At 68.9% G+C, this 16,675-nt stretch carries 15 protein-coding genes; 6 read left to right on the top strand and 9 right to left on the bottom strand.

Features of this window, described 5'->3' with window-relative positions; all coding sequences use genetic code 11:
• Window positions 1-8: 8 nt before the first annotated feature.
• On the bottom strand, window positions 9-563 hold the full coding sequence (locus AC1DOP_RS05625; RefSeq protein ID WP_477250299.1) for a TetR/AcrR family transcriptional regulator: 555 nt from the start codon (window positions 561-563) through the stop codon (window positions 9-11).
• A 77-nt stretch (window positions 564-640) separates the two neighbouring features.
• A complete protein-coding gene (locus AC1DOP_RS05620) occupies window positions 641-2,518 on the bottom strand; it encodes a putative bifunctional diguanylate cyclase/phosphodiesterase (protein WP_477250297.1) in 1,878 nt (625 codons plus the stop codon).
• Between the two features lie 162 nt (window positions 2,519-2,680).
• On the opposite strand from AC1DOP_RS05620, the gene AC1DOP_RS05615 reads away from it, so the two are divergent.
• Entirely contained in the window at window positions 2,681-3,418 is a 738-nt protein-coding gene (locus tag AC1DOP_RS05615) for an SDR family oxidoreductase (protein ID WP_477250295.1), read from the top strand.
• Here AC1DOP_RS05615 and AC1DOP_RS05610 read toward each other — a convergent pair.
• Window positions 3,415-4,125 (bottom strand): glutathione S-transferase N-terminal domain-containing protein, encoded by a 711-nt coding sequence (locus AC1DOP_RS05610; protein ID WP_441933552.1) that lies wholly within the window; start codon window positions 4,123-4,125, stop codon window positions 3,415-3,417. The two genes, AC1DOP_RS05615 and AC1DOP_RS05610, sit on opposite strands and share 4 nt — an antisense overlap.
• Before the next feature lie 78 nt (window positions 4,126-4,203).
• Here AC1DOP_RS05610 and tssF point away from each other — a divergent pair, with 78 nt between their 5' ends.
• The 5 genes from tssF to AC1DOP_RS05585 all read left to right on the top strand — a co-directional run bounded on the left by tssF (window position 4,204) and on the right by AC1DOP_RS05585 (window position 10,872).
• On the top strand, window positions 4,204-6,060 hold the full coding sequence (gene tssF, locus AC1DOP_RS05605; RefSeq protein WP_477250293.1) for a type VI secretion system baseplate subunit TssF: 1,857 nt from the start codon (window positions 4,204-4,206) through the stop codon (window positions 6,058-6,060).
• The gene (gene tssG / locus AC1DOP_RS05600) at window positions 6,024-7,136 is read left to right on the top strand and encodes a type VI secretion system baseplate subunit TssG (RefSeq protein WP_477250291.1); all 1,113 of its coding nucleotides are present in this window, start codon (window positions 6,024-6,026) and stop codon (window positions 7,134-7,136) included. The genes tssF and tssG overlap by 37 nt, the downstream gene beginning before the upstream one ends.
• Before the next feature lie 50 nt (window positions 7,137-7,186).
• The gene (locus tag AC1DOP_RS05595) at window positions 7,187-9,688 is read left to right on the top strand and encodes a heavy metal translocating P-type ATPase (RefSeq protein ID WP_477250289.1); all 2,502 of its coding nucleotides are present in this window, start codon (window positions 7,187-7,189) and stop codon (window positions 9,686-9,688) included.
• 121 nt (window positions 9,689-9,809) lie between these two features.
• Window positions 9,810-10,139, top strand: coding sequence for an H-NS histone family protein (locus AC1DOP_RS05590; protein WP_441933545.1), 330 nt, complete (start codon window positions 9,810-9,812; stop codon window positions 10,137-10,139).
• Between the two features lie 52 nt (window positions 10,140-10,191).
• Complete coding sequence (locus tag AC1DOP_RS05585; RefSeq protein ID WP_477250287.1) at window positions 10,192-10,872, top strand: DNA-binding protein; 681 nt, start codon at window positions 10,192-10,194, stop codon at window positions 10,870-10,872.
• Between the two features lie 138 nt (window positions 10,873-11,010).
• On the opposite strand, the gene AC1DOP_RS05580 is transcribed toward AC1DOP_RS05585, so the two are convergent.
• The 6 genes from AC1DOP_RS05580 to AC1DOP_RS05555 all read right to left on the bottom strand — a co-directional run bounded on the left by AC1DOP_RS05580 (window position 11,011) and on the right by AC1DOP_RS05555 (window position 16,603).
• Window positions 11,011-11,778: a sulfite exporter TauE/SafE family protein gene (locus AC1DOP_RS05580; protein WP_477250285.1), complete on the bottom strand. Its 768-nt coding sequence runs from the start codon at window positions 11,776-11,778 to the stop codon at window positions 11,011-11,013.
• 74 nt (window positions 11,779-11,852) lie between these two features.
• On the bottom strand, window positions 11,853-13,226 hold the full coding sequence (locus tag AC1DOP_RS05575) for a multicopper oxidase family protein (protein WP_441933538.1): 1,374 nt from the start codon (window positions 13,224-13,226) through the stop codon (window positions 11,853-11,855).
• Entirely contained in the window at window positions 13,223-14,614 is a 1,392-nt protein-coding gene (locus AC1DOP_RS05570; RefSeq protein ID WP_477250283.1) for a TolC family protein, read from the bottom strand. Before AC1DOP_RS05570 ends, AC1DOP_RS05575 begins: the two co-directional genes overlap by 4 nt.
• On the bottom strand, window positions 14,611-15,093 hold the full coding sequence (locus tag AC1DOP_RS05565) for a hypothetical protein (RefSeq protein WP_477250281.1): 483 nt from the start codon (window positions 15,091-15,093) through the stop codon (window positions 14,611-14,613). Before AC1DOP_RS05565 ends, AC1DOP_RS05570 begins: the two co-directional genes overlap by 4 nt.
• Before the next feature lie 60 nt (window positions 15,094-15,153).
• The gene (locus AC1DOP_RS05560) at window positions 15,154-15,516 is read right to left on the bottom strand and encodes a hypothetical protein (protein WP_477250279.1); all 363 of its coding nucleotides are present in this window, start codon (window positions 15,514-15,516) and stop codon (window positions 15,154-15,156) included.
• Between the two features lie 139 nt (window positions 15,517-15,655).
• Complete coding sequence (locus tag AC1DOP_RS05555) at window positions 15,656-16,603, bottom strand: cation diffusion facilitator family transporter (RefSeq protein WP_477250277.1); 948 nt, start codon at window positions 16,601-16,603, stop codon at window positions 15,656-15,658.
• Window positions 16,604-16,675 lie beyond the last annotated feature (72 nt).

The raw sequence follows: 16,675 nt of genomic DNA, 5'->3' as shown, positions 1-16,675 counted from the left end.
GGATGACCTTACGACAGCGGCGGCTTGAGCGCCGCCTGCACGGCACCAAGAATGCGTTCCGACAGCGCCGGATCCGCCACCGCGCGCGACAGCGTCAGCGCGCCGACCAGTGCGGCCAGCGCCACCAGGCCCTGGTCGTCGGCGGCGGGGCCGAGCTTGCAGTCCTCCAGCCGCTGCGCCATGTTCAGGGCCAGGCCGTCGGTGGTGGCGCTGGGCTGGCCGCGCAGGCCGAGTTCGGCGCACAGGCTGGGCAGGGGGCAGCCGGCGCCCGGATCGTCGCGGTGGCGCGGCGACAGGTAGCTCGCCAGGAAGGCGCGCAACCCCTCCGGCGACGGCGGATCCCGCCACGTTTCCCTGGCCTGCTCGACCGCCGCTTCGAGCGAGGCCTCGACCAGCGCTTCCTTCGACGCGAAGTGGGCATAGAAGCCGCCATGGGTCATGCCCAGCGCCTTCATCAGGGGCACCAGGCCGGTGCCGTCGATACCGTCGCGGCGGAAGCGGCGCGCGGCTTCGTCGAGGATGCGCCGGCGCGTCTCGGCCTTGTGGTTCTGCGAATAGCGCATGCGTGTGGTTTGGATTAGTTGCCGTACTGAAATTGTAAAACTTTTGACAGCATCAGGCAAACATTCGTCCATCAGCGTCAGTGGCGCCGCACGGCATGTTCCCGCAGATAGGCGGCGCAGTCCTCGGCGCTCAGCGGTTTGCTGTAATAAAAACCCTGGATCTGGTCGCAGCCGGCGGCGCGCAGGCCATCGAGCTGTTCCTGCAGCTCGACGCCCTCGGCGATCACTTCCAGGTGCAGGCTGTGGGCCATGGCGATGATGGCCTTCACCATCGCCATCGATTCCACGCTCTCGTGCATGTCCTGGACGAAGGAGCGGTCGATCTTCAGCTTGTCGACCGGCAGGCGCTTCAGGTAGCTGAGGCTCGAATAGCCGGTGCCGAAGTCGTCGATGCTGAGGCTCACGCCGAGTCCGCGCAGACGCGCCATCAGGTCGGCGCTGCGTTCCGGGTTCTGCACCGAGGTGCTCTCGGTGAGTTCCAGTTCCAGGTCGCCCGGCTGCAGTTCGGCATCGCGCACCACGGTGTCGACACAGCCGACGATGTCGGTGCGGTGGAACTGGCGCGCCGACAGGTTGACCGCCACCGGCACCCCGGGCAGGCCGGCTGCGCGCCAGGCCCGGCACTGGTCGGCGGCGCTTTTCAGCACCCATTCGCCGATCTCGACGATCAGCCCGGCCTCTTCGGCCACCGGAATGAATTCGACCGGCGAGATCAAGCCGTGGGTCGGGTGGCGCCAGCGCAGCAGCACTTCCAGTCCGGCCACCGAGCCGTCCTTCAGCGCGATCTTCGGCTGGTACAGCAGGAACAGCTCCTTGTGGTCGAGGGCGGCGCGCAGCTGGCTTTCCAGCGTCAGCTTGCGGTTGAAGGCCTGCTTGAGCTCTTCCGAGAAGTGCTGGATCTGGCCGCCGCCCAGCAGCTTGGCGCGGCGCATGGCGAGGGCGGCGTTGCCGAGCAGGGCGTCGGCATGGTCGCCGTCGTGGGGGAAGATCGCGTAGCCGATGCTGCAGGTGAGGGGAATCGCGCCGCCGCCCGGGTTCTTGAACTCGCGGTGCACCGCCTGGGCCAGCTGGCGCAGGCGGTCGCGCGCCACGCTGTCGTCGCCGAGGCCGGGCAGCAGCACCACGAATTCGTCGTTGCCGACCCGCGCCAGCAGGTCGCCGGGCCGCAGCACGCCCTGCAGGCTCCAGGTAACCGACACCAGCGCCTGGTCGCCGGCATGGTGGCCGAGGGCTTCGTTCAGGCGCTTGAACTTGTCGAGGTTGATCGAGGCCACCAGGGTCTGCGTGCCCTGGCTGCGCCAGTCGTCGAGGCCCTGGGCGATGATGCGCGCCAGCGCCTGGCGGTTCGACAGCCCGGTCAGCTGGTCGTGATTGAGCAGGAATTCGACCTGGCCGGCGGCCGCGCTCAGCTCGGGGTCGGCGCCGTCCTGCGGCACGTGCGCGTACAGGGCCTGGGCGGCGCTGGCGAGCTGGCGGTGGTGTATCAGCTGCTCGACCATGCGCGCGAGATCGCGCAGCAGGTCGAGATCGCCGGCGTTCAGTCGGCGCGGTTTGGTGTCGAGCACGCACAGGGTGCCGATCGGCATGCGCTCGACCGAGTACAGCGGTACCCCGACGTAGAAGCGCACATGCGGCTCGCCGGTCACCAGCGGATTGTCGCGAAAGCGCGGGTCTTTGGTCGCGTCGCCCACCACCAGCGGCTCGTGTTCGAGGATGGTGTGGCCGCAGAAGGAGATGTCGCGCGCGGTCTCGGTGGCTTCGAAGCCGCAGCGGGATTTGAACCACTGGACATCCTTGTCGACCAGCGACACCAGCGCGGTCGGCGCATTCAGCAGGCGCGCCGCCATGCGTGTGATGCGGTCGAAGGCTTCTTCGGGCGCGCTGCCCAGCAGGCGGGTGGCGTGCAGGGCGGTCAGGCGGCGTGCTTCGTCGACGGGGATGTCTGGAATTTGCATTCGGCCTCGCTTGGTGAATCGGGTGCTGTCGAGGCCATTCTGCCATGCGAACCGAACTGGAGCAGAGGCAAGGGTGCGCCATCTACACGATTGACTTTATCTTACGGGCCTGCTTGCGATAACATCCATAACGGTGCCCCGCACGCGGAGATGGAGACTGAGATGAAAGCGATCGTTACCGGCCATACGAAAGGCCTAGGCGCGGCACTGGCGCGCAACCTGCTGGCGCGCGGCGTACCGGTGCTGGGCCTGGCCCGCACCCGCTCCGACGAACTGGCGCAAAACTGGCCCGAGCTGTTCGAGGAGGTCGAACTCGACCTCGCCGACGGCCCCGCGCTGGTCGACTGGCTCGACGGCAAGGACCTGAGCGATTACCTGGACGGCACCGGCGCCGTACTGCTCCTCAACAATGCGGGAATGGTGAGTCCGGTCGGCCCTCTCGAAGCCCAGGATCCGCGCGCGGTGCTGCGCGCGGTGACCCTGAACGTGGCCACGCCGATGGCGCTGGCGGCGGCGGTGGTGCGCGCCAGCGACGGCGGCCAGAAGCGCATCATGCACATCTCCAGCGGCGCCGGGCGCCATGCCTATCCGGGCTGGAGCGTGTACTGCGCCACCAAGGCGGCCCTCGACCACCATGCGCGCGCGGTGCTGATGGACGCCGAGCAGGACGTCCAGATCTGCAGCCTGGCGCCGGGCGTGATCGACACCGGCATGCAGGCCGAGATCCGCGGCACCCCCGAAGACCGCTTCCCGATGCGCCAGCGCTTCGTCGACCTCAAGGAGACCGGGACCCTGCTCGACCCCGACGAATGCGCCGAGCAGCTGGTCGACTACCTGCTCGGCAAAAGCTTCGGCGACGAGGTCGTGGCCGACCTGCGTACGCTCGCCGTCAAAGCCTAGGCCGCCGGCGCCGGCGGAATCTGCAGGCCGCGCGCCACCGCCGGCCGCGCCACGAAGGCGGCCAGCACCCGCGCGACGTTCCTGAACTCGTCGAAGCCGACCAGCTCGCGCGCGCCGTAGAAACCGATCAGGTTGTTCACCCACGGGAAGGTGGCGATGTCGGCGATCGTGTACTCGTCGCCCATGATCCAGCTGCGGCCCTCCAGGTGCCGGTCCAGCACGCCGAGCAGGCGCTTCGATTCGGCCGCGTAGCGGTCGCGCGGGCGCTTGTCCTCGTAGTCCTTGCCGGCGAACTTGTGGAAGAAGCCGACCTGGCCGAACATCGGGCCGATGCCGCCCATCTGGAACATCAGCCACTGGATGGTCTGGTAACGCAGCGCCGGATCGCTTGGGAGCAGCTTGCCGGTCTTTTCGGCCAGGTAGAGCAGGATGGCGCCGGATTCCCAAAGCGGCAGCGGCTGGCCGCCCGGACCGTCGGGATCGAGGATGGCGGGAATCTTGTTGTTCGGGTTCAGCGACAGGAATTCCGGCGACAGCTGGTCGTTCTTGTCGAAGGCGACGCGATGCACCTCATAGGGCAGGCCGATCTCCTCCAGCATGATCGCGGCCTTCACCCCGTTCGGCGTCGGCAGCGAATACAGCTGCAGGCGCTCGGGATGTCGGGCGGGCCATTTGCGGGTGATTGGGAACTTGCTCAGGTCGGTCATTGTCGTCTCCCTCGGGGTGATTGGTCGGTATTGATTGTACTCAAGATACTTCTGCGGCGTGGGTGGGACTATCCATGAATGGATGAGCTCCTGCGCTATTACGAAGAAGAGTTGGGCCTGTTCGGACAGTTCGCGCGCGAATTCCGCGCCCGCTATCCGAAACCGGCCAGCGAGCTGCACCTGGCCGGCGAGACCTACGAAGACCCCAGCGTCGCCCGGCTGATCCAGTCGGTGGCCCTGATGAGCGCGCGGATCCGCAAACGCCTCGACGACGACTATCCCAAGTTTACCGAATCGCTGCTGGAAAGCCTGTATCCGCACTACCTGCGGCCCATGCCTTCGCATACCATCGTCCAGGTGGGCGGCCGCGGCGATGCCGAACGGCCCGATGCCCCGCTCCTGCTGCCGCGCGCGACCATGCTGCGCACCAGCGCCCGCGACGACAGCGTGTGCCAGTTCCGCACCGTCTACGACGTCCTGCTCGCGCCGCTGCGGGTGGCGCAGCTGGGCTTTGCGCCGCTGGCGACGAGCCCGCGCTCGTTGCGCCTGCCGCGCGGCGCCGCCAGTGCGATCGGCATCGTCATCGACACCCCGGGACCGCGCCCGCTGGCGGATATCCTGCCGCCGCGTCTGCGCCTGTTCGTCGACGGCGAAGCGTCCACGCGCGCGGCCCTGATCGACGCGCTGTTCCTGAAGGCCAGCTGCGCCTTCGTCCAGGCCGGCGGCGAGGCTGCCTGGCTGCCCTTGCCGGCAGTGCCGCTGGCGCTGGCCGGCTTCGACGAGGCCGACGCCATGATTCCCTTCCCGGCGCGCTCGCATCCGGCGCTGCGCCTGCTGAGCGAATACTTCTGCTATCCCGAGAAGTTCAGCTTCCTCGACCTCGACACCACGGCCCTGCGCACGCTGCTGCCGCCGCGCTGCACCGGGTTTACGCTGCACGTGGTGCTGAATGGCCTGGCCGCCGATTCGGACGCCGCGCGCCTGCTGGCCGGGATCGGGCCCGGCAACCTGCTGCCGGCCTGCACCCCGGTCATCAACCTGTTCCCGAAGGCCGGCGTGCCGCTGCAGCTGTCCTATACCAGCGCCGACTACCCGCTGCTGGCCGACGGTTTCCATGCGGCCGACTACGAGATCCACAGCGTCGACGCGGTGCGCCTGGTGCGCGAAGGCGCCGGCCCCGGCAGCGTGACCCATTTCGCGCCCCTGTACGCGGCCAACGGCGCCGAGGACCAGGAGAGCCGGACCCATTACTGGATCACGCGGCGCGACCATGCGGTGGCCGCCGTCAGCCCCGGCCACGAGATGCGCATCGCCCTGATCGACGCCGACTTCCGCACCACCCAAACGGAAGGTGCGCCGGGGTGCCGGACCACGCTCTCCACCATGCTGACCTGCACCAACCGCGACCTGCCGGCCCAGCTGCGCTACGGCGATTCCCAGGGCGACCTGCGCACCGACGAGCTGTCCAGCGTGGCGCCGATCCGCATGCTGCGCAAACCCAGTCCCAGCTACCGCTTCGGCACCACCAAGGGCGCGCACTGGCGCCTGATCTCCCACCTGTCCCTCAACCACGCGAGCCTGACGATGGCCGGCCTGGACGACTTCCGCAAGATGCTGGCCCTGTACGACCTGCCGCGCTCGCCGGCCGCGCAGCGCCTGATCGCCGGCATCCAGGGCCTCGAGCACGGCGCCGTGCGCGCCTGGGTCCGTACCGCGCCGGTCTCGACCCTGATGCCGGGCATCGGCATCCGCATGACAGTGGACGAGGAAGCCTTCACCGGCAGCAGCCTGTTCGTGTTCGCCAGGGTGCTCGACCATTATTTCGCCCTCAACGGGCAGCTCAACTGCTTCACCCGGCTGCAGGTGGTGTCGCGCCAGACCGGCCAGGAAATCCTTGCATGCGAACCCCGCCACAGCAGCCAGCCGCTGGGCTGATCGAACGCCTGCTGGCCGAGCCGCAGCGCTTCGAATTCTTCCAGGCGGTGCGGCTGCTGCTGCTGTGGCTGGGCGAGCAGGGCGTGCCGCCGCGGCGGGCGCTGGAACGCCACCTGCGCTTCCGCAACAGCCTGGCGCTCGGCTTCCCGGCCGGCCAGGTCGAGGCGATCGCGCCGGCGGGACTGGCGCCCGGCCTGCCGCCGCAATTCCACCTGACCCCGACTTTCATGGGCCTGCTGGGCGCCCACGGTGCGCTGCCGAGCCACGTCACCGAGCGCATCGCGGCCTGGGAATCGAGCCAGGCGGAGGTCCAGCTGGCGGAAGCGCCGCGCGCCTTCCTCGACATCTTCACCACCCGCATGCTTGCCCTGTTCTACGGCGCCTGGCGCAAATACCGGATCGAGCATGCCGTGTCCGGGCCGGAGGCCGGAGACGGCTTCCTGCCGCTGCTGCTGGCGCTGGCCGGCTTCGCACCCGGCGAGCCGCACCAACAGGTGGAGGACGCCACCCTGGCGCGCTATGCCGGCGTGCTCCGGCAGCGCCCGGCCTCCGGCGTGGTGCTGGCCAGGGTGCTGTCCCACCACTTCGGGGTGCCGCTCCGGCTGCAGGAGGGGATCGGCCACTGGGATGCGCTGGCCCCGGACGAGCAGAGCGTGCTGGGCGGCGAGGTGGGCAGCGCGGCGGGCAGGCCGGGCGCGGTGCTGGGCCAGGCCGCGGTGCTGGGCCGGCGCTGCTGGCGTCCCGACCTGCGCGTACGGGTGCGTATCGGCCCCTTGCGGCGCGCCGAGTTCGAGCGCTTCCTGCCGCACGCGCCGGGCGCCATGGCCCTGCGCACCATGCTCGGCCTGTTCGCCGCGCCGACCCTCGGCTACGAGGTGGTGCTGGTGCTGGCGCGCAGCGAACCGCGTCCCGTGCAACTGGCCGGCTGCCCGCAGCGCCTGGGCCGGGACAGCTTCCTGATCACCAGGCCGCCGGCCCGGGACCGCGCCGACATGGTCTACGGCATGCGGCCGATGGCGCCGCTGCCGGATACGCCCGCGGCATTCCCTTTCGAGGACATGGCGGACGGGGCTTGACCTTCCCATCGTGGGAAGGATTATCCTGTCGTTAAATGACAGGAGCAATCATGGAAACGATGGAATCGCCGGCCGAGCTGCAGCTCGCGGTACGCGGCATGACCTGCGCGTCCTGCGTGGCGCGCGTCGAGAAGGCCTTGAAGAAAGTCCCCGGCGTCGACGACGCCAGCGTCAACCTGGCCACCGAGCAGGCCACCGTGCACGGTGCGGGCCTGGATGCCGACGCCATCGTCGCCGCCGTGGCGCAGGCCGGCTACGAAGCGGCGCCCGTGCAGCGCGGCCAGCGCCATGTGCCCGAAGACGAGGGCAAGGCGGGGCTGCCGTCCTGGTGGCCGGTGGCCGCCGCCGCCGTCCTCAGCCTGCCGCTGGTGCTGCCGATGTTCGGCCAGCTGTTCAGCACCGACACCGCCCACAGCTGGATGCTGCCGGGCTGGATCCAGCTGCTGCTGGCGACCCCGGTCCAGTTCTGGCTGGGCGCGCGCTTCTACCGCGCCGGCTGGAAGGCGCTGCGGGCCGGTTCCGGCAATATGGACCTGCTGGTGGCGATCGGCACCTCGGCGGCCTATGCGCTGTCGGTCTATCAGCTGGTCACCGTTCCGGCCGGCGAGCGCATGCCCCACCTGTATTTCGAATCCTCGGCGGTGGTGATCAGCCTGGTGCTGCTCGGGAAGTGGCTGGAAGGCCGGGCCAAACGCCAGACCGTCGAGGCGATCCGCGCGCTGGAATCGCTGCGCCCCGATACCGCCCTGGTGCGGCGCGGCGGCCAGGACCTAGAGATCCCGCTGGAAGCGCTGCACGCCGGCGACGTGATGGTGGTGCGGCCCGGCGAGCGCGTGCCAGCCGACGGCCGCGTGCTCGAAGGCGGCAGCCACCTGGACGAATCCCTGCTTACCGGCGAGAGCCTGCCGGTGGCGCGGACCACGGGCGAGCCCGTGCTGGGCGGCGCCGTCAATGGCGAAGGACTGCTGCTGGTCGAGGCGACCAAGGTCGGTACCGACACCATGCTGGCCCACATCATCCGCATGGTCGAGGATGCGCAGGCGGTCAAGGCGCCGATCCAGCGCCTGGTCGACCGCGTCAGCGCCGTGTTCGTGCCGGCGGTGCTGCTGATCTCCCTGGTCACCTTGCTCGGCTGGGGCCTGGCCACGGGCGACTGGCAGCAGGCCCTGCTGAACGCGGTGGCGGTGCAGGTGATCGCCTGTCCCTGCGCGCTGGGCCTGGCGACGCCGACCGGGATCATGGTCGGCACCGGCGTGGCGGCGCGCCACGGCATCCTGATCAAGGACGCCCAGGCGCTGGAGACGGCCCACGCGGTGCGCACCGTGGTGTTCGACAAGACCGGCACCCTCACCGAAGGCAAGCCGCGGGTGGTGGCGGTCGAAGGCGGCGATGCGCTGCTGGAGCTGGCCTGGGCCGTCCAGCAGTACAGCGAGCACCCGCTGGCGAAGGCGGTGGCGCAGGCGGCCGAGGAACGCGGACTGCGTCTGCCGGCCGCCTTTGACGCCGGCGCCTTGCCGGGGCGCGGCGTGCGGGCGCGGGTCGGCGCCGCGAAGGTTTATCTCGGCAACCGCCGCCTGATGCAGGAGACCGGCGCCGGCATCGGCCTCTGGGAAGCTGCCGCGCGCCGCCACGAAGCGGATGGCCGTACCGTGTCCTGGCTGGCCGTGGAAGAGGGTGGAAAGGTGGATGTGCGCGGCCTGCTGGCCTTCGGCGACCGCCTGAAGCCGACCAGCGCAGCCGCCATCGCCCGCCTGAAGGCGATGGGCGTGGATGCCGTCATGCTCACCGGCGACAACCAGGGCGCGGCGGCGCTGGTGGCGCGCGAGCTGGGCCTGAGCCGCTACGTGGCCGAGGTGCTGCCGGCCGACAAGGCTGCCACCGTGCGCGCGCTGATGGCCGGTAATGGTGGCGGTGGCGGTGGCGATAAACGGGGCGGCAAGGTGGCGATGGTCGGCGACGGCATCAACGACGCCCCGGCCCTGGCCGCGGCCGACGTCGGCATCGCGATGGCCGGCGGCACCGACGTCGCCATGCACACGGCCGGCATCACCCTGATGCGCGGCGACCCGCTGCTGGTGGCGGACGCCATCGCGATCTCGTCCGCGACCTACCGCAAGATCCGCCAGAACCTGGGCTGGGCCTTCGTCTACAACGTGGTCGGGATCCCGGTCGCGGCGCTGGGCCTGCTCAATCCGATATTGGCCGGGGCGGCGATGGCCCTCAGCTCGGTCAGTGTGGTCACCAATGCCTTGCTGCTGCGGCGCTGGACGCCGGAGCAGCGTGAAGTAGCCGTAGCACCCGTTTCAAGTGTTTCAAACGTTTCAACCGTTTCAACCCAAGGAGAACCGACGATGTATCAACTGACTGTAGAAGACATGAGCTGCAAGCACTGCGTGGGCCGCGTGACCAAGGCCGTCCAGGAAGTCGACCAGGACGCCAGGGTCGACATCGACTTGCCGACCAAGAAGGTGAAGATCGACAGCAGGGCCGATCTGGACCGGATTGCGCAGGCGATCGACGCGGCCGGCTATCCGGTGAGCGCGCGCTCCTGATGCTTGCCGGCGCTGGCCCTTGAGCGAATGTCGCCCGATCGACCAGTGCGGCAGAAAATTGCCAGTTATGTAAAATTGGCGAGAATGCAAATTTCCCAACCAGCACACGAAAGGCGCGCACATGGCCAAGACCGACCTGTCGAACTACAACCTTGCCGAGCTCAAGGGTCTGCAATTCGATATCGAGAAAGAGATCAAGTCCCGCCAGAAGGATGAGGTGCGCAAGGCGCGCGAGCAGATCCTGGCGATTGCCCAGGACGTCGGCGTGCCGGTGTCGGACCTGATCGCGAAAGCCGGCGGCGCCAGGAAAGGCGGCAATGGCCAGCAGGGCGAGGCGCGCTTCCGCAACCCGGCCGACAAGTCGCAGACCTGGACCGGCCGCGGCCGCCAGCCGAAGTGGATTGCCGAGGCCCTGGCCGGCGGCAAGTCGCTGGACGATTTCCGGGCTTAATTTGAGGACGAGCCTGTCGTATCATACGGCCTTCGACAATGGATAGGTATTTATGAACTTCGAAGACGTAGCGGCAGCGGCCGGTAAGCTCCAGGCCGGCGGCACGCCGGTGACCATCGACGCGGTGCGCGACGCCATCGGCGGCGGCTCCGCCAGCGCCATCTCCCGCCATCTGGCCGACTGGCGCGCGGCCAACGAAACCCCGCCCGAGCCGCCGAAAGCCGAGCTGCCGCAGAACCTGGTCGCCGAACTGGCGCGCTGGGCCCAGCAGTTCGCCGAAGAGGCGGGCACCGGCACGCGCGCCGCGCTGGCCCGTCACGAGGAAGAACTGGAAGCCCTGCGCGAAGCCGGCGATGCCCTCGAGACCGAGCGCGGCGAGCTGCAGCAGCAGCTGGGCGAGCTCACGGCTGCCCGCGACGACGCCCTGGCCTCGGTGGCCGAGCGCGACGAGGAAATCGAGCGCCTCAACGCCGAGCTGCGCAATGCAAAGCAGGTGGCGATGGAGGCCCTGGTCGGCAAGGCCAAGGACCAGCTGGCGATCGAGGGCAAGGATGCCCAGCTGGCGGACCTGCGGACCCAGCTGGAGAAAGGCGTGGCGCAGAATGCGACGCTGTCGGATGCCCGCCTGGCTGCGGAGATGGAACTGGTCGGCGCCAAGACGGCGCGCGACAGCCTGGAAGCCGAAAACGCGGAGCTGCGCGCCCAGGTCGCGGCGCTGCGCAAGAAGGGCTAACCGGCTCCGGCGCCTCCCCGGCGGCCTGGCCGGAGGTGGCGGCCGAGCGCGTGATGAACTTCGCTACGATGCTGGCCAGGATCGCCAGGGTTCCAATAGTTGCCATCAAGGCCTCGAGCATGGCGTCCTCGCATCGTATCAATGGTGCAGAAGGGCGGGTGCGTATGTCTTCAGGAAGAATACCAGCGTGATGCAGGCGGTGGCGCATAGGGTCATCGCACGTATCACCCTGGCCGGCGCGCGCCGTCCGACGTGGGCGCCGCCGTAGCCGCCGATGACGGCGCCGGCCAGCATCGCCAGCGTCTCTGGCCAGCGCACCGCGCCGGCGGCGATGAAGGCCAGCACCGCCACCGTGTTCGCCGCGCTGACCAGCAGCGTGCGCGGGGCGTTCAGGCGCTTCAGGTCGCTGTTGTCGAGCAGTCCCCACACGGCGATCATCATGATCCCGACCGCCCCGCCAAAATACCCGCCGTAGACGCCCAGCGCGAACTGCACCGCCAGCACCGCATGCGGGTGGATGTGCCAGCGCGCCCGCAGGACTTCGCCGGCGCGCCGCCCGAAGGCCAGCGCCAGCGAGGCCACCAGCAGCAGCCAGGGCAGCACGAAGCTGAAGGCCGCGGACGAGGTCTTCAGCAGCAGGACCGCGCCCAGCAGGCCGCCGCACAGGGTCGCCGGCAGCAGGGAACGCAGCGGCACCGGGCCGACCGAGACCGCGCCGTCGCGGTAGGCCCAGGCGCTGGCCAGGCCGCCGGGGAAGAGGGCGACCGTGCTCGACGTGTTCGCCTGGACCGGAGGCACACCGGCCGCGATCAGTGCCGGCAGGCTGACGAAGGAGCCGCCGCCGGCCAGCGCATTCATCGCACCGGCCACGATTCCCGCGGAAAAGGTCAAGATCATCGCATTCATGCAAGGATCTTAGAGGCCGGGCGGCGCCTTCGCAATCTGGCAATACCAGGGGCAGCCTTCGGAAAATCCGAAGGCTAATGGCCGCTGTGGCCTCCGCCGCGCTTGACGGTCGCCACCGGTTCATCCGGTGCCGCCGGCGTGGCCGGCGCCCGCACCGTCTCCGGCGGCGCCCCCGTCCACTCCCGCGCCACCGTGCCCGCCGGATGCCGGTACCAGCCCGGATCGCGGTAGTCGCCGCGGGCCAGGCCTTCGCGCACCTTGATCATGGTGAACATGCCGCCCATTTCGATCTCGCCGAAGGGACCTTTGCCATCCATCATCGGCAGCGTGTTCTCCGGCAGCGGCATGCGCATGCCGCCCATCGAGCCGCCTTTCTCGCCCATCACCATATAGCCGGGCACCAGGTCGTTGATCTTCCTGGCCACGCCGCGGTGGTCGACGCCGATCATGTTCGGCACCTGGTGGCCCATCGCGTTCATGGTGTGGTGGGATTTATGGCAGTGGAAGGCCCAGTCGCCGGGGGCGTCGGCATGGAACTCGATCGCGCGCATCTGGCCCACGCCGATGTCGACCGTGACTTCCGGCCAGCGCGCCGCCGGCGGAATCCAGCCGCCGTCCGTTCCGGTGATCTCGAAGCGGTGGCCGTGGATGTGGAAGGGGTGGTTGGTCATCGACAGGTTGCCGATGCGGATGCGCACGCGGTCGTCGCGTCGAACCACCATGGCATCGGTGCCGGGGAAGGCGCGGCTGTTGATGGTCCAGATATTAAAGTCGAGCATGGTGTTCACGTTCGGCGTGTAGCCGCCCGGCTCGATGTCGTAGGCGTTCAGCAGGAACACGAAGTCGCGGTCCACCGCGTGCTGACGCGGGTCCTTCGGATGCGTGACCCAGGAACCCATCATGCCCATCCCGATCTGCGCCATCTCGTCGGCGTGCGGGTGGTACATGAAGGTGCCGGCATAGCGCGCCACGAATTCATACACATAGGTCTTGCCCGGCGCGATGGCAGGCTGGCTCAGGCCCGCCACGCCGTCCATTCCGTTCGGCAGGAACTGGCCGTGCCAGTGGATGCTGGTCGCTTCCGGCAGTTTATTGGTGACGAAGATGCGCACGCGGTCGCCCTCGACCACTTCGATGGTCGGCCCCGGGCTCTGGCCGTTGTAGCCCCACAGATTCGCTTTCATGCCGGGTGCGATCTCGCGCACTACCGGCTCGGCTACCAGGTGGAACTCCTTGACGCCGTCCTTCATGCGCCAGGGCAGGGTCCAGCCGTTCAGGGTGACGACCGGGTTGTAGGGACGCCCGTTCGGCGGGCTAAGGGGCGGCGCGGTGCCGGCCGAACTCTGTTGCGGGGCTTCGGGGATGGCGGCGGCTGCGGCCTTGCTGACCAGCGATGCGCCGACCATGGCGGCGCCGGCGCCGCTGAGGAAATTCCTGCGGGATGTCATTCTGCGTGTTCCTTGACGTGATCCTTGTGATCCTTGTGATCCTGTTGTTCGAGCCGCATGCCGAGCGAGGCTTCGAGCGTCGCATGGGCGGTCCAGAACTCCTTCAATGCCTCGATATAGGCCGAGACCGCGTTCGCCTGTTCGCGCGAATCGACCAGCAGCTCGCGGGTCGACAGCAGCATGCCGTTGTAGCGCAACAGGACTTCCTTCGAGATCCGCTTGCGCAGCGGGATCACGGTATCGCGGTAATGCGCGGCGACGTCGTAGGCGCTGCGGTAGTCGAGATAGCTCTCGCGGGCTTCGCTGCGCGCCGTGACGGCGGCCTGGGCGACGCGGTTCACCGCCTGCATGTAGACGCCCTCGGCCCGCGCCACCCGTGCGCCGCCCCAGTCGAACAACGGCAGTTCCAGCGTGAGCTCGTAGCCGCGCGCGCTCGGTGCGCCGGTCGTGGTTTCGTTCACGAAGCCGAGGTCGAGCACGTTGACGAAGCGGGTCGTCCTGGTCAGCCCGAGATTGGCGGCGGTGGCCTCGGCATCCAGCCTCGCGGCCTGCACGTCGAGGCGCTGGGACAGGGCGAGGCGCTCGACGTCGACCGGGCTGGCCGGCGCGGCGGGCAGTTCGGGCAGGTGCGCGGGCAGGCTGTACTGCGCGTCCTTGCCCCACAGGCCGAGCAGGCGGGTGAGCTTTTCGCGCGCCGCCACGGCCGTCTTGCCTGCGCGTGCCAGGGCGGCGCCGGTCTCGGCGTGGAAGAGCTGTTCGCGCGCCAGGTCGAGCTGGCTCATATTGCCCACCCTGGCCATGCGTCCGGCCAGTTCTGCGCTGGCCTCGGCCGCCGCATCGACCTGGCGCGCATACTCGAGCGCCTGGTTCGCCGCCACCGCCTCGACCCAGGCGATGCGGGTGTCGCGCGCATGCCGTTCGATCTCGCGCGCCACTTCCAGCTTGACCTGCTCGAAGCGCTGCGCCTCAAGGCGGGAGGCCAGCGGCAGGGTCAGCAGCCTGACCAGGCTGACGGTGAAGGTGCGCTCGATGGCGATATCGCCGGCGTTCGACACGTGCTTGAAGTCGAGCACCGGATTCGGCAGGCGGCCGGCCTGGGCCAGGTCGGCCTGGGCGATGCCGACCTTCCAGTAGCTCGCCTGCAGGCCGGGATTGGCCAGCACGGCCACCTTGACGGCATCGTCCATGCCGAGCGGCTTGCCCAGCATGGCCTGCACCGATTGCGCCAGTTCGCGGACGGCGGCATCGTCGCGCGCCAGGCGCGGTTCGGCCCCGATGTGGCTGTGCGCGGTGCCGGCCACGCTGCCGAAGCCGCCGTCCGGCGCCACCGTCGTGCAGCCGGCCAGGACGGCCAGCGCCAGCGGGGCGCCCAACAGTTTGAAACTCATGGTGTCTCCTTCGGCATCTTCATCTTGTCCATCTTGTCCATTTTGTCCATGCAGGGGCAGGATGCGCAGCAGGACATCTTGCCGCCGCCGGACTTGTTCCCGGAACCGCACTGCATGGCTTCGCCTTCCTTGCCGCCGGCCGGCTTGCACATTGCCGGCGCGGCGGGGCTCTGCATTCCCTGCATGCCCTGCATGGCCGCGTGGTCGTGCCCGCCGCCGTGGCCGCCCATGCCTTTCATGGTCAGCGACATCGAATTGGTGGCGGCCACGGCGTCGTTGGCGCGGGTCCAGTTGCGGTCCGGGCTGGTCTCGGGCGCCGCCTCGGGCTGGTGGCCTAGGACGGACTGGTATTGAGTGGCCGGCACGGCGGCCTGGGGATCGGCAGCGGCGGCCGCGGCCTGCCGGGCGTGAGCGTGGACGCCGGCCATGGCCAGCAGCAGGCAGGCGCAAGCGCGTGCCAGGGATGATTGGTGTTTCATGCGAACCTCGTCGAAATGCGTGATGACAGCCGTCGGCCCACAGGGCGACGGCGCGTGAAATCAGGCGACGAAGCTAGTGGGAGGCCGTTCGAGGAGGACCGGATCGACGCTCGGCAGGTGGCAGGCGCGGAAGGGAATCAGCATGGTGCTGGGTGGGGCCAGCGCCGGCGATGCGAGCAGGCTGGGCGCCATCGCGGCGCCCACGCAGCAGGCGGCGCAAGTGCCGCACTTGCCTTTTTCATGGCCGGCCACTGCCTTGTGGTCGTGATGCTGGCCATCCATCGACCCCTGCGCCAGCTGCTGGTGGCAGGGCGGCTGCTGCACCGGCGCGGCGGGCAGGCGCATGCTTGCCGAAGCGAATGCCTGGAAGGGCAGCGCCAGCAGCAGGTAACACACGAGCAGCAGTCGAAGGATGGATTTCACGCGGCCATTCTAGCACGCGTGCCTGGCACCGCGGTGCTGCACGGCTGACGTTGCGAGGCCATGGGCGTTCCGGATAAGGTGGTAGCATTGTGCCAACGCCATCGTCGACGGAGGCAACCCAATGAGTCCAGCGGCCCTGTCAGCCCATCGCCGCACGCAGCGCGCCCGATTCGAAATAGATATGCCGGATCGAGGGATACAGCGCCGTCACCGCGTTTTCCAGGCGCTCGATCGCCGCCTCCACTTCGTCGATCCGCATGCCGCGCCGGAACTGCACCGCGGCCGTCAGCAGCACCTCGTCCGGCCCCAGCTGCATGCTCTGCAGGGCGCTCACGCTCTCGATCGCCGGGTCCTGCTCGAACACGCCGCGCACCTTGCGGGTGGCGTCCGCGCCGATGCTTTCGCCGACCAGCAGCGCCCCGGTCTCGCGCGCCAGCGTGAAGGCGGCGCCTACCAGCAGCAGGCCGATCAGCACCGAGGCGGCCGGATCGAAGTAAGGCTTGTCGAAGACCTGGCCGAGCACGATGCCGAGGGCCGCGATGGCCAGGCCGATCAGGGCTGCCGAATCCTCGATGAAGACGGTGAACACGGAAGCGTCTTTACTCGCGCGCATGGTCTGCCACAGCGAGGTGCCGGGTTTCCTTCGCTTGTTGAGGGCCTTGCGCGAGACGTTCCAGCTATAGCCTTCGAACAGCGCCGAGACGCCCAGCACCACATAGTTCCAGGTCGGATCCCGCAGCGGTTCCGGATGGCGCAGCGCATCGATGCCGTGGTAGATCGAGAGCCCGCCGCCCAGCGAGAACACGGACAGGGCCACGATCAGGGCCCAGAAGTACAGCTCCTTGCCGTAGCCGAAGGGATGCTTGGCGTCGGGTGGCTTGGCGCTGTTGCGCTCGCCGATCAGCAGCAGCAGCTCGTTGCCTGTGTCCACCGCCGAGTGGATGCCTTCGGCCAGCATCGCCGCGCTGCCGGTGATGCCGGCCACGATGAACTTGCTGACGGCGATGCCGAGGTTGGCGGCGATGGCCGCGTAGATCACTTTCAGCGAGCCGCTTTTCTTTTCTTCTTCGTCCTGCCCGGTGCTCATGTCCTGGTCCTGTGCCTTGTATTTGCCTGGGGCCAGTGTAGCCAATCCGGCAGCATCGGCTTGCACGGCTGC

The organism is Massilia sp. 01N410 (assembly GCF_056399665.1).
Note: the sequence above shows the minus strand (reverse complement) of the source record. Positions and strands in the feature narration are given on the sequence as shown.